The organism is Zavarzinella formosa DSM 19928, from assembly GCF_000255705.1.
Lineage (GTDB): Bacteria > Planctomycetota > Planctomycetia > Gemmatales > Gemmataceae > Zavarzinella > Zavarzinella formosa.
In genome coordinates this window covers 87,524-100,915 of sequence record NZ_JH636443.1, presented here as the reverse complement: position 1 = coordinate 100,915, position 13,392 = coordinate 87,524, and the positions used below count along the sequence as shown (strand labels likewise).

Sequence of the window (13,392 nt, the reverse complement as noted above, 5' to 3'; positions counted from 1 at the left end):
AGGTAACCGGCGGCGCGAGGCGTGTCAAGTTTGACATCAGCCATCAAGGCGGTTACGCTGATGGTTGATCAGCGGTTGCGTAAATCAACTGACGGTGGAGGAGAAACTGCCATGAACGCGACAGCCACGAACGAATTGTTGGAGATTCTGGTGGAACTGCGGCTCGCGCAACCTGAACCGAAGTTGGGGCAACTGGTGGCGGCCTTGACGATGGTGTCATGAGGGGACTCGCCCGGCAGAGTGTGGGAAGTCGAAGACGGGGAACTCGCCGAGGCGGCCCGGTGGCAATTGGAACAGTTGGGGTGTTTCGGTCACGGAGCCGAATGCCTGACACACTCTGGCGATTGCCTTTCGCTATTGGTGAAGATGGTCGCCTTTTGCGGGGTAGACGAGTGTGATTGTGCGGGCTCGCGGCTTCCGGATTGGGAGGCCACTGATAGAATAAATCAACTTCCGGGTTGGTGTTTGACATTAACCGAATCAGTCGCTAAAGCGAGACCCTCGCCACAGAACAGGTTTTGCAGTTAGCGTCGCTCGGCGTCCCCGGCGAGCTTGCGGTATAAATCCCTCGTGTTTCATTGCTATCTTAAATCGAAAAACAGGATATTTAATGAACTTCGATCTCGCCGAACTCAAAGCGGACATATTAGCCCTAAGCATATATGTTTGGGCAATTATCTTGCCTGTCTATTTCTTTCCAACGATAGTCGCCGTCTGGCGAGGCCGACGGAACTGCCTCCCAATTTTTCTGGTCAATCTTTTTCTTGGCTTTATGTTCATTGGCTGGGTTTTGGCGTTGGTTTGGGCGACGCTCGCAGTCTCTCCAATTATATCGGACAAAGGCACGCTCGTAGTCAGGGTGAGCAAATTCAGGTTTTACTTGCAGAAGGGGTTGATAGTTTTGCTGGGCATAGGCATTCTGGCGATACTGATTTTTTCATACTTTAGTTCTACGAGCGTGATTTTTGCGATCCTGTCTGTTGAGATGTTCGTTTTGTTTGTGGGATTGCCCCTTTCTTTCGCTTCTCACGAACATTTTCCCTGCGCCTATTGTGGCTCAAGTACCAGTGCGTTCTTTGATGCAGATGTAATTCCCCGCAGAAGAATGGCAACTCAAAAACAATGCTTGAGATGTGGCGGGATGCATACCATTACGTTCCTCATGCCAGACCAGTATGACTACCACGATGAAGGAAACGGAAATAGTGTGGGTGAGAAAAATTCTCATTCTCAACTAAGCGAATTTCAGGCAAGCATGCGACGCATACTCGATTCCGATGATGACAAAGATCGCAAAGAAAAAAAGTAGAATTGCAACCGGGCAACTTCATGTCGTCGCCTACCAAACCCTAAACCCCAACCGCGAAGCGGTCCCGCCTTATCCCAACAACCATTCCAAAATCGCCTTCTGGGCGTGCATTCGGTTGCCGGCTTGTTGGAAGACAACGGAGGCGGGGCCTTCGATCACGTCGTTGGTGATTTCCTCGTCCCGGTGGGCGGGGAGGCAGTGCAGCACTTTGGCGTGTTTCGGGGCCTTCTTCAACAGGGCGCCGTTTACTTGATAAGCGGCGAACTCGCGCAGGCGTTGCTCGCGTTCGGCTTCCTGGCCCATGCTGGTCCAGACGTCCGTGTAAATCACGTCGGTATTCCGCACGGCCTCGGCCGGATCGCGGATCTCGGGGGGAAGCTGGCCCCCGACGCTCTTGCGGTATCGCTCCGCGAAATCGGCGGGGAAGCCATAACCCGGCGGGCACGACAGGATAAACTTTACCCCGAGTTTGCCGCAGGCCACGGCCAGCGAGCGGGCGACGTTGTTGCCGTCGCCGATGAAGGTCAGCGTGCGGCCTTTCAGGTCGCCGAAGCATTCTTCCATCGTCTGGAGATCGGCCATCGCCTGACAGGGGTGCGACGTATCCGAGAGGCCGTTGACGACGGGAACTTTCGACGCCTCGGCCACGCCGACCACCGTGGTGTGCTTGAACACCCTCAAGATGATCACGTTGACAAACTGGGACATCGTGCGGGCGAAGTCCGCCAGCGATTCCCGGACACCCAAGCCGACCTCGCCGCCGGCTTGAAACAAACTGGTGCCGCCGAGTTGAGCGACGCCGGCCTCGAAGCTGACGCGGGTTCGCAGAGACGGTTTCTCGAACACCAAGCCGACAATCTTGTTCTTGTAAGTCTCCGCGAACTGGCCGCGGGCGATCTCGGCCTTGAGGCGACGGGCCTCGTCGAGAAGATGTCGAAGGACTTCCGGCGAGTGATCGATGACCGTGAGAAAGTGCCGCATGAGGTTGACTTCAATCGCGTTCGGGTCGGAAAAGTTTCGAGTTCCAAGTTTCAAGTTCCAAGTTCCGGCACAAACGCCTTTGACAACTTGGATGTTTCAAGTTTCGAGTTCCAAGTTTCAAGTTCCGGCACAAACGCCTTTGACAACTTGGAACTTGAAACTTGGAAGTTGGAACTTATTTCATGGCGAGGACGACTTCGTCAATGATGTCGCAGCCCTCGTTGATCTCGGCATCCGTGATGTTCAAGGCGGGCAGCAAGCGGATGACCGTTTGATGCGTGGCGTTGATCAATAGTTTCCGTTTCAGACACTCGGCCACCACCGGGGCGCCGTCCGTCGCCAGTTCCACGCCGATCATGGCCCCCTTCACCCGCACTTCGCGGATGAGATGGCTCTTTTCGGCCAAGGCGTTGAAACGGGCTGCAAATTGCTCGCCAACATGAGTGGCTCGCTTCAGCAACCCGTCCTGGTCGATGGTTTCGATGGTTGCCAAGGCCGCCGCGCAGGCAATCGGGTTGCCGCCGAAAGTCGCGGCATGGGTGCCGGGCTTCAGTTTCTCGGCCACTTCCGGCCGGGCCAGCAATCCCCCGACGGCGACGCCACCGCCGACGGCCTTGGCCAGCGTGATGATGTCCGGCTTCACGTTCCAGTGTTGGTGCGTGAACCATTTGCCGGTCCGGCCCATGCCGGTCTGCACTTCGTCGAAAATCAGCAGCAGTTTGTAGCGGTCGCAGAGTTCCCGCAAGCCTTCCAAGTAACCTTCGGGGGGAAGGTTCACGCCCCCCTCGCCTTGAATCGGTTCGACCATGATGCCGATGGTTTCCGCATCGACGGCCTGCGAAACGGCGTCGAGATCGCCGAACGGGGCATAGTTGAAGCCCGGCAACATCGGGCCAACACCCGCATGATATTTCGGCTGGGCGGTGGCGCTCAACGCCCCCATTGTGCGGCCATGAAAACTGTTCAGCATGGTGATGATCTTGTAACGATCGCCCCCATTGGAACCGCTCCCCCGGCCGTTGAGCCGGGCCAGCTTGATGGCCGCCTCGTTGGCCTCGGCCCCGCTGTTGCAGAAGAACGCCCGGCCGTCAAAAGTGGTCCGGGTGCTGAGGGCTTCGCCGAGCGCGCCTTGCGATTCGGTGTACCACGTGTTCGGCACATGGATCAGCTTGGCGACCTGATCCTGAACGGCCTTCACCACACGAGGCGGACAATGCCCCAACAGGCCACAGCCCCAACCGGGGAAGAAATCCAGATAGCGATTCCCCTCAATGTCCCATACCTGCGACCCTTCGCCGCGGGACAGACACACCGGATACCGGGTGTAGTTGCCGATGACGTACCGTTGAAACTGGGAAATCACATCCGTCGATGTCATGGATTCTCGGTTCTCGAATGGGGGTGACAAATCGCGAAGAGGACGGGCCAAACGCCCGGCTGGTTCGCCGTTGTCACAGCACGATCTCCGTGCCGACGCCCGTGTCCGTGAAAATTTCCAACAACAATGAATAGGGCTGCCGACCGTCGATCACGTGAATTTTTCCGACGCCCGCCCGCAACGCCTCGAAACAGGCTTCGACCTTGGGAATCATCCCGCCGTCGATCACGCCCTCCGCCACCAACTGCCGGCACTCGGCCGAATCAAGATGTTGGATGAGGGTGGCCGGGTCTTTGGGGTTCCGCAGGATGCCCGGCGTGTCCGTGAGCATCACAAACTTGGCCGCTTTCAACTCGGCCGCCACGGCACAAGCCGCCGTGTCCGCGTTTACATTCAGCCAGCCGCCATCCGCATCATAGGCGAGCGACGGAATCACCGGCACCACCCCGGCGTGGGCGAAGTCGCCGATCAACCCGCCGTCTACTTTCGTCACCTGCCCGACACGGCCCAAATCAATCGGCTCCCCGCCGGGGTTCGGGAGCATCAGCCGTTCGCCGTGCAGGGCTTGGAGAGTGCTGGTATGAAGACCAACCGCCCGGCCCCCCAACTCGCGGATCTGCCGGACGATCCCGGCGTTCACGTCATGAGTCAATACGTCGACGACGATCCCGAGGGTCGCGTCGTCCGTGTAGCGTCGTCCTTGGATTTTCTTGGGCACCAATCCGCTGGCAGCCATCGCCCGATCAATGGGTTTGCCGCCGCCGTGAACCAGCACCGGCCGAAGGCCGACCGTTTCGAGGAAGACCACCGATTGCAGCGTGGCCCGCAGGGCGGCCGGTTCCTCCATGGCGCTGCCGCCGAGCTTGACCACCGTGAGGCGGTCCCGAAACCGGCGAATGTAGCTCAGGGCCTCGACAAGGGCCTCGGCTTTGCGAATCGCGTCGTCCATTGGCTTGGGTCAGCCCGCCTTAGGTTCCAAAACGGAAAAAACCAATGTAGGCGACCGGCGAAAAATCGTCAATGGTCCAATACGATTGCGAATTTTGAAAAGATAGAGAAGAGTTTCACGCAAAGTTCGCCAAGAAGCGAAGTTCGCCAAGGATCAACGAAATAACGATCAATCATTGCTTGGTGACGACTTCCATTTGTTCATCGATCCTTGGCGAACTTTGCTTCTTGGCGAACTTTGCGTGAAACTCTTCTCTTTATCGCACCAGTCCCCGGTTACGGAGGTAGTTCAACACCAGTCGGTCGAACGGCACTTGGGTGGTGGTGAACAGATAGTTGATGCCTCGGCGGGTGCAGAAGTCTTGCAACTTGCCCCGGAAGGCGTTGAGGGTTTCCTTGTACCGCTTCAAGAGCGGGGCGCTGATGGTCACTTCGGCCATGTCGCCGTCTTCGATGTCGGTCAGTTTCAAATCGCCGGTCATCGGCGGATCGACCTCCTCGGGGGCAAGGATCTGGATGACATAGATGTCCATGTTGCGGGCGAGCAAATAACGCAGGCCGGTTTCGTAGCCCCCTTTGTCCAGGAAATCGCTCAGGATCACCACGACACCTTTGCCGCTCGCCTTCATGCTGAAGGTCTTGAGGGCTTGGGAGAAATCCCCGGCCCCGGCCGGTTCGAGGGTGTCCAGAAAACTCGTCAGCCGCCAGAAGGTGCGTCGGCCCCGGAGAGCCGGAGGACCGGCGGGTTTGTCGTTGAAGCCCTCGACCACCACGCGGTCCATGTTGCACAAGGCCACGAACCCGAGGGCGGCGGCCACCTGCTTGGCGTAATGCAGTTTGGCCGGGGAACCGAACCCCATTGAGAGGCTGTTGTCCACCAGCAAATAAACGTGCAAATCTTCCTCTTCCAAGAAGATGCGGAGGAAGAGGCGGTCAAGCCGGGCGAACAGGTTCCAGTCCAGGAACCGCAGATCGTCCCCGACGCAATAGTTGCGGAAGTCCGCGAATTCGACACTCTGGCCCTTGCGTTTGCTCAGGCGTTCGCCCTTGGTTTTTCCCAAAAAGATTTTTCGGGAGACAATCTCCAATCGTTGCAACCGGGCCAGAAACTCGGGTTCCAAAAGCGGAATGGTCGCGGACATTGGAAATCCAGTGGGGCCAAGGTAATAATAAGAATAGTTTTCCAAATGATTATCGCACAAAGGTGCGTTACAATCGCCGGAATTGAATCCGCCAGATGATTTTTTCCTTGCCACCCCAAATCATTGGGTGGTCGTTTTGAATCTGAATGATCGTTTCAGAGTCTAGAGCGAACTAAAACTCTTCCGCCCAACCTGTGGAAGAAAGTCCCTTTCACCCGAATGACGCCATGCCACGCCCCGCTAGCTTGTCTCCGGAATTGTTAAGCACCTTTGTCACCATCGTCCGCACCGAGGGGGACGCGACACTGGCCGCCGAGGTGCTCAAGATCAACCAACCCTCCATGAGCAAACGGCTCGCCTTCCTGCAACATGCGGGACGGATTCTTCGCCGTCCCTGGATCGAACGTGTCGGCAAGACATGGATCATCACGGAGGAAGGCCGCCGGGTGTTGCCGGCCGCCGAGGAACTCGTCCACCGTTACAAACTGCTGGCGGAATCCATCGAAGAAGAACGGGCGGGAATCGTGTTTGGCACCGGGGCCAGCCTGGCGGTGCGTTATGTGCGGAACACACTGGAAGCCTTCCGCAAACTACTGCCAACGGAAACAGTGAAGATTTCCCAGCGGCCCGCCCGCGAACGGGTGGAGGGAGTGGCCAACGGCTCGCTTGACCTCGCCGCCGTCCGGATGGCCGACGCGGATATTCTGGAAATCGCCCATCGGCCGTTGCACATCGAAACGCTTTGGGATGACCCAATGCTGCTCGTCGCCGAATCGGAAAAGCCCTTTACGGATGCCGGGGAAGACCGGCCGACCCCGAAGTCGGTCGCCAAGATGCCCTTGCTTGTCCCCCCGCCGGGTTCGCCGTTGCGGATCGAGTTCGACCGCCGTTGCCGGGACGCGGGCGTCGGGGACCGTTTGAACATCGTCGCGGAAATCGGCCCGTGGCCCACGGTGTTGGAATACGTCAAAGACGGCCTCGGCGTCGGCCTGTTGCCCCGCTCGGCCGTGCCGGAAAACAACGGGCTTGTGTCCCGGCCGCTCCCCGCCAAACTGGCCCCGCTGACCAAGTGGCAGGCAATCTGCCGCAAGCGCGCCGGGGAGGACGAATTCGACCTGTCAGCCGCCGGTCATGCGTTTTTGAAGTCGATGCGAACCGCGGCCAACTCCGTCACGACAGAACCCGATGAGTGAAAACCGGGGGCCGCAGGTTATTGCGGCTTTTCGATTGCCGGCCCGTAGATGGCTTCGAGGAACGGGCCACTGTCGAAAACCTGCCGCATTTTGACCACTTTGCCGCCGGAGATGGTGTACGTTTGCACCCAATTCGTCTCATAAGGCCGGTCATTCGGCTTGTAACGTCCTTTTTCGCGAGCAACGACCACCACCGTGTCCCCTTGGGCGACCACGGAAATAATCTCGGGCTTCAAATCCCCAATGACGGAAAAGTTGCGAGGAATGGCGACGGCCAGTTCGGCGCGTCCCTTCCACCGGCCGACGAAGGGAACCACCGGCGGCCCGACGATTTCCAATTCCATGTCCTCGGAAAGCATGCTCAGAAAAGCCTTGAGGTCGCCTTGGTTGAGGGCTTCGTAAACGGCTTTCACCAGACCGAAATTCGCGGCCTCCGGTGATTTTGTCCTCGCATGCGCATCCCCGGCCTCAAAGGCCGGTTGCAAATCGTCGATGAACTGATTGACCGGGATTGGTTCCATGATTGGCTTCCTGTGAGTCAGCGAGAACATCAATGAAACAGATCAAGTCTTGTTAGATTATTCAATGATGAATGAATTTGCCGAGGCTGAACGGGCAAAAAGCGAAACCGCCACATTCCCCCCGCAAATAACCCCCGGTTTGCCTGTCTTGACCGTGTAAAAATTTCGCGGAATCGACACGGAACCGGCTTCGGGTTCTATCCTTCCCCCTGTGGTGGTTTCTCGCCCTGTCCGAACGGTTCCCCGACCCGACATGCTTGATCGCGTAATCATTCAACTGGACGCCCTGCTCGTTCGGTACGGCGATTACCGGGCCGTGGACAACCTTGACTTGCAACTCTTCAAGGGGGAACTCTTCGGCCTGCTCGGGCCGAACGGGGCCGGCAAAAGCACCACCGTCCGCGTGCTGATCGGCCAGCGGCGGCCGGACGGAGGCCGGGTGACCATCGGCGGCTTCGATTCCGTCGCCCAGTGGCAGCAAATCAAACCACTCTTCGGCTATGTGCCGGACCGCGACAATCATTTCGACGAATTCACCGGCTGGCGAAACCTGAAGATCTTCGCGGATCTCTACGGCGTTCCCAAGGCGAGAATCGACGACTGTCTGGACATGGTGCAACTCAGCGACGCCGCCGAGATCCCGGTGAAGGGCTATTCCCTCGGCATGAAGAAGAAACTGCTGCTCGCGCGGGCCTTGCTCCACGACCCGCCCATCATGTATCTGGACGAACCGACCGCGAATCTCGACATCGCCTCCTGCGGGGTCGTCCATCGCATCCTGCGGCAACGGGTGAAGGCGGGGAACACCGTCTTGCTGACGACCCACAACATGAAAGAAGTGGAAGAAATTTGCGACCGCGTGGGCATCATGTGCCGGGGAAAGCTGGTGGCGCTCGATTCCCCGCTGAACCTGCGGCAGAACCACACGGAACGAAAGGTAGACGTGATCCGGCACAACGGCGAACGGCTGGCTTTCGACTTGGACGATCCGGCCCAGCGCCGCGCTTTGGCGGCTCTCACGGAAGCCGGAGACATCGGCAATATGCACACGCGGGAATTTGATTTTCATTCGACGTTTCTGAAACTCACCGGCACGGAATTTGAATGAGGGCGACCGGGTGATTTTGATCCGCTGGCGAATCTTGAAAACGCTCCTCCACAAAGAGGGCTTGCGCCACGCGACCAACCGGGGAGGCCTGGCGCTGGCCGCCTTGCTGGTGACGGCCTCGCTGTTGCTCGCGGCCCTCAACCCGGCCGGGAACGATCAGGAAAAAGCCATCCCGCTTGTCGGCGGCGTCCACCATTGCATCATCTGGCACGACGATCAATCGGATTGGGTGAAGCATCTTCAGGACACGGTGCCGAAGGGTTTTGAAAACAACATTCTCTTCTACCAACTCACCGAACCAATCGGCCCCGAGGAAAAGATCCGGTATGTGCCCGGCACTGTGGGCATCGAAATCCGAACCGGCGTCGCCTCCGACCGGCATCAAAACGTGGCCGTGTGGATTCGCCACCCCGACGGCGACCGCGCCGGCATGGCCATCTACGAACAATGGTTCTGGCGGGAAACGTACCGTTTCTTCCAACAACGGGCCGATGAATCTCTGAAAGCCGACGGCAGCGGCGCCGAACTGGCGCCCCTGCCCATCGGCGAACACGATCAACTGTGGGCGCAGCGGCAAGCCTTCCAAAATTTGTTCAACAATTACGCGAGCCAGGCGCCGCCGGATCGGTCGCTGGCGATTCCGGCTCTCGAATTCAGGGAAGCCGCCGTGACGGGTGGCAACTTCGACATCCGGGCGGCCATCGCCACCGCGCTGGTGATGTTCTCCCTGTGTTTCACCTGCGTGTATCTGATGCCCTCGCTGACATGCGAAGAACGCGAACGGGGCCTGCTGCTCGCCCAAGCCCTCAGTCCGGCGACGGCTTTCGAGATTCTGGCGGCCAAATTTCTGTTTTACCCGGTGTTCGGCATGGTCTTGGCCACGCTGCTCGCGGGCATCCACAATCCGGGCGTGCTGACCCGGCCGTTCTTTTGGCTGGCCCTGTTTATCTTTTCCGTGGGCACGCTGGGCATCGGCATCACGATCGCGTGTCTCGCCAGGACACAACGGGCCGCGAGTCTCGGGGCGTTGTGTTACATGCTGGTGATCGCCATGATCATGCTGGTGTGCCAGCAAAACAACATCACGGTGATTCCCCCGCTGGCCTTGGAATACCACGCCCCGCATTTGCTGCACGCCACGCTCACGAACCAAATCGGCCCGCAACACTGGTTGAATCTCGGCGCCAGCGCCTTGCTGGCGACTGGTTGGGTGACGCTGGCGACCGTCATGTTCCGGCGCCGCGGCTGGCAGTGATCAATCACGTCTCCCTATAAAATCACCTTCTGGTGTTTGACCCGACGCTCATTTCCCCAAGAGTTTCTCCCATGCGTTGCCTCAGTTTCGTTTTCCTGCTCCTCATGGCCGGAATGGTCCCGGCACAGGAAACCCCGAAGACCCCGCCCAAAAACCCGTCCGGCCCGAAACTCCCGGAGGGAACGAGCGTCAACAAGGATCTGGCCTACGGCGATCATGAACGCCAAAAGCTCGACCTGTATGTGCCCCAAGGGGACGGGCCGTTTCCGATCGCCCTGTGGGTTCACGGCGGCGGTTGGGAAGCCGGCTCCAAGGATTCCGGCAACCCGCTCATCGGGCTTTTGGCAAAGGGCTACGCCGTGGCCTCCACGAATTACCGGCTCAGCCAGCATGCCAAATTCCCCGCTCAAATTCACGATGTGAAAGGGGCGGTGAAGTTCCTGCGGTCGAACGCCAAGAAATACCATCTCGACGCGGATCGCTTCGGCGTGGCCGGTGCCTCGGCCGGGGGGCATTTGGTTGCGTTGCTCGGCACGGCCGGCGATGTGAAGGAACTGGAGGGGGACGTTGGCCCAAAGGGGGTCAGCAGTAAGGTGAGTTGTGTGCTCGATTTCTTCGGCCCGACCGACTTGGAAGCCCTGACCGGCGGGAAGCCGATTGCCCCGCTCGTCAAACTGCTCGGCGGCACGACCGAAGAGAAGAAAGACCTGGCAAAACAGGCCAATCCGATCACTTTCGTGGCCAAAACCAACCCGCCGTTTCTGATCGTCCACGGGGACAAAGACCCGCTGGTTCCCGTGAGCCAGTCGGAACTGTTGAACGATGCCCTCAAGAAAGCCGGCGTGGACACCACCCTGATGGTCATCCCCGGCGCCGGCCACGGCAACGGCGTCTTCACCCCGGAACTGGTGCTGAAATACGTCGAGTTTTTTGAGAAGCATTTGAAGCCGAAGAAATCGTGAAATCGGATGGTCGGGCGTGCGGGTGGTACTCGTCTCTGATTTTGCTACGCTGAGGGTGATTGCCTATCGGGACGGCCAACCCCCGCAGGCATTTGGCCCGGATGAGCAACTCACCGTGCCGGACCTGTTGCCAGACTTTGCCGTGCCCGTTCGTTCGTTGTTCCCGTGACTTGATCCGCAGTCCTTTGGGTTCATCCATGTCGTTGCCATACAAGATCGTCGTCGGCCTTGAAGTCCACGTTCAACTGCTCACGAACACCAAGCTGTTTTGCGGGTGTTCGACAAAATTCGGCTCCCCGCCCAACTCGCAGGTTTGCCCCGTGTGCATCGGCATGCCGGGCACGCTGCCGGTGATGAACCGCAAAGCCTTTGACTTGGCCCTGCGGGCTGCCCTTGCATTGAACTGCTCCATCGCCGAGTTCACCAAGTGGGACCGCAAGAACTACTATTACCCGGACTTGCCGAAGAACTATCAGATCAGTCAGTACGATCTCCCCTTCAGCTACGAGGGTTTTCTGGAGATCAACGCGGCGGCTGATCCGAAGAAGGAATACACGCCGAAACGCATCGGCCTGTTCCGCGCCCACTTGGAAGAAGACGCCGGCAAGAACACCCACGACGAATCCGGCCGTGGCGCCGATTCCAAGGTGGACCTGAACCGCACCGGAACGCCGCTCTTGGAAATCGTTAGCAAGCCGGAGATCAACAGCCCCGAGGAGGCGAAAGCCTACTTGGAAGAAATCCGGCTGATGCTCCGCGAGATCGGCGTCTCCGATTGCGAAATGCAAGAAGGCAGCCTCCGGTGCGACGCCAACGTGAACATCCACATCGAGCATGAAGGTGGTATCGCCGCCACGCCGCTCGTCGAGGTGAAAAACCTCAACAGCATTACCAGCGTCGGCCGGGCCATCGCGTATGAGGCCGAGCGGCAATACAAGGAATTCAAGAAAGACCCGGTGAACTACCGATTCGGAAACATGTTCAAGACCACCGCCGGATGGAATGACGTGAAGGGCATCACGGTGATCCAACGGCACAAAGAAAACGCTTCTGACTACCGCTATTTCCCGGAACCGGACTTGGTTCCGGTGGTGGTGACGCCCTCCGAGGTTCAGGCGGCGAAGATGGCGATGGGTGAACTCCCCTCCGAGCAGCGCAAGCGGTTGCAGTCGGCCCCGTTCAACCTGACGCAGTATGACTCGCAAGTGCTGACGGCCAAGGGCCGCCGCATGGTGACTTACTATGAGGAAGTGACGGCCGTCATCGGCGACGGTAAGCAGGTCATCAACCGCATGAGCGACTTGGTGATGGGGGCCTTGAACGACCGCAAGGAAGAAATCGACCAGTTCCCGCTAAGTTCCCAAACCTTCGCGGACTTCATGAAGAAAACCGCCAGCATCACCCAACAGGGCCGCCGGGATGTCTTCAACCACATGCTGGAAAAAGGAACGGATGCCGCCACATCGATAAAAGAATTGGGAATCCAGACAGATTTCGACGAATCGAAGTTGCTGCAAGCCGTACTGGAGGCCATCGCCGCCAACGGCCCGGCCGTCGAGGATTACAAGAAGGGGAAGACAGCCGCCGCGAACCGCATCAAGGGGCACGTCATGAAGACGGCCAAAGGCGCCCCGAACGATGTGGTGCAACGGTTGCTGGAGGCCGAACTGGCGAAGTTGATGGGAACTTGAGATCATCTGTCCGGTTGATGACGCCAGAGAGTCTTTTTTCATGGCCAAGCAGTTCGACGCGACATTGAATTCGATGATCGACGTTCGATCCGGTGATTGGGCCGCCTGCTTCGCCCGGTTGACCGGCATCCCGCCCGGACCAAGTGTCTCGCTCGACACGGATTTGGCCACCACTCTTCAAGCGGACAAACTGTTTCGCATTGACGGAGAACGCCCGTCCTTGTTGCATCTCGAACTGCAATCCAACTCCCGGCTCGGCATTCCCGCCGAGTTGATGCGTTATAATGTCCTGGCCGGCCATCAGCAGAACCTGCCTGTGGAAACAGTGCTTGTCTTGCTGCGCCCCAGAGCGATCGCCAGTGACATGACCGGCGTGTTCCGCCGGGTTGGGGTCAATGGAAATCTTATTCTTGAGTTCCGCTACCATGTGGAACGAGTATGGGAGCGGTCCTCGCAGTTTTGGCTGGACGCCGGTGTCGGATTGGCCCCCCTGTCGTTGTTGACCGACGAGGCAGACGCCGATTTGGAAACGGCTCTCGTCCGCTTCAATGCTTCCCTGCAAAGCCGGGGAATCGACGAGGCGACGACCAAAAGCCTGTTGGGATCGTCTTATGTGCTGTGCGGATTGCGTTATGAGCGGGACCGAATCGCAAACGCGTATCGGAGGCTGAGCATGCTGCTGGAAGATTCAACCACTTATCAGGAAATTTTGAACAAGGGAATCTCCCAGGGAATCTCCCAGGGGGAGAGACACACCCTCTTAAAACTGGGCACGAAACGGTTCGGCCCTCCCTCGCAAGCAATCATGGACACGTTGCAGGGAATCGCAGACCCGGCGATTCTGGATCGGTTGATCGACCGGGTTCTTGATGCCGCCGGTTGGGACGATCTATTGTGTGCTGAT

General features: G+C 58.5%; 13 protein-coding genes. 8 read left to right on the top strand and 5 right to left on the bottom strand.

What is annotated here, in order from left to right:
• Positions 1 to 610: 610 nt before the first annotated feature.
• A complete protein-coding gene (locus tag BGIM_RS59920; protein ID WP_020472565.1) occupies positions 611 to 1,309 on the top strand; it encodes a superinfection immunity protein in 699 nt (232 codons plus the stop codon).
• Between the two features lie 69 nt (positions 1,310 to 1,378).
• Here BGIM_RS59920 and argF read toward each other — a convergent pair whose 3' ends face one another.
• From argF to BGIM_RS0125625, 4 genes are all read right to left on the bottom strand, one after another.
• On the bottom strand, positions 1,379 to 2,290 hold the full coding sequence (gene argF / locus BGIM_RS0125645; protein WP_029630522.1) for an ornithine carbamoyltransferase: 912 nt from the start codon (positions 2,288 to 2,290) through the stop codon (positions 1,379 to 1,381).
• A 175-nt stretch (positions 2,291 to 2,465) separates the two neighbouring features.
• Entirely contained in the window at positions 2,466 to 3,668 is a 1,203-nt protein-coding gene (locus BGIM_RS0125635; protein WP_020472562.1) for an aspartate aminotransferase family protein, read from the bottom strand.
• A 73-nt stretch (positions 3,669 to 3,741) separates the two neighbouring features.
• Entirely contained in the window at positions 3,742 to 4,617 is an 876-nt protein-coding gene (argB, locus tag BGIM_RS0125630; RefSeq protein ID WP_020472561.1) for an acetylglutamate kinase, read from the bottom strand.
• 256 nt (positions 4,618 to 4,873) lie between these two features.
• A complete protein-coding gene (locus BGIM_RS0125625) occupies positions 4,874 to 5,758 on the bottom strand; it encodes a DUF58 domain-containing protein (RefSeq protein ID WP_020472560.1) in 885 nt (294 codons plus the stop codon).
• Positions 5,759 to 5,985: 227 nt separating this feature from the next.
• On the opposite strand from BGIM_RS0125625, the gene BGIM_RS0125620 reads away from it, so the two are divergent.
• A complete protein-coding gene (locus tag BGIM_RS0125620) occupies positions 5,986 to 6,951 on the top strand; it encodes a LysR family transcriptional regulator (protein ID WP_084760072.1) in 966 nt (321 codons plus the stop codon).
• A 17-nt stretch (positions 6,952 to 6,968) separates the two neighbouring features.
• Here BGIM_RS0125620 and BGIM_RS52385 read toward each other — a convergent pair whose 3' ends face one another.
• The gene (locus tag BGIM_RS52385; RefSeq protein ID WP_020472558.1) at positions 6,969 to 7,472 is read right to left on the bottom strand and encodes a nuclear transport factor 2 family protein; all 504 of its coding nucleotides are present in this window, start codon (positions 7,470 to 7,472) and stop codon (positions 6,969 to 6,971) included.
• A gap of 253 nt (positions 7,473 to 7,725) precedes the next feature.
• On the opposite strand from BGIM_RS52385, the gene BGIM_RS52380 reads away from it, so the two are divergent.
• From BGIM_RS52380 to BGIM_RS64990, 6 genes are all read left to right on the top strand, one after another.
• The gene (locus BGIM_RS52380; RefSeq protein WP_020472556.1) at positions 7,726 to 8,580 is read left to right on the top strand and encodes an ABC transporter ATP-binding protein; all 855 of its coding nucleotides are present in this window, start codon (positions 7,726 to 7,728) and stop codon (positions 8,578 to 8,580) included.
• Positions 8,581 to 8,590: 10 nt separating this feature from the next.
• On the top strand, positions 8,591 to 9,835 hold the full coding sequence (locus BGIM_RS0125600) for an ABC transporter permease (RefSeq protein ID WP_157369425.1): 1,245 nt from the start codon (positions 8,591 to 8,593) through the stop codon (positions 9,833 to 9,835).
• 71 nt (positions 9,836 to 9,906) lie between these two features.
• A complete protein-coding gene (locus BGIM_RS52375; protein ID WP_020472554.1) occupies positions 9,907 to 10,797 on the top strand; it encodes an alpha/beta hydrolase in 891 nt (296 codons plus the stop codon).
• A gap of 16 nt (positions 10,798 to 10,813) precedes the next feature.
• Positions 10,814 to 10,966: a hypothetical protein gene (locus tag BGIM_RS63310; RefSeq protein ID WP_157369424.1), complete on the top strand. Its 153-nt coding sequence runs from the start codon at positions 10,814 to 10,816 to the stop codon at positions 10,964 to 10,966.
• Between the two features lie 28 nt (positions 10,967 to 10,994).
• A complete protein-coding gene (gene gatB, locus BGIM_RS0125585; RefSeq protein WP_020472552.1) occupies positions 10,995 to 12,488 on the top strand; it encodes an Asp-tRNA(Asn)/Glu-tRNA(Gln) amidotransferase subunit GatB in 1,494 nt (497 codons plus the stop codon).
• Between the two features lie 40 nt (positions 12,489 to 12,528).
• On the top strand, positions 12,529 to 13,392 hold an 864-nt coding region (locus BGIM_RS64990), incomplete at its 3' end, for an RpnC/YadD family protein (protein ID WP_020472551.1).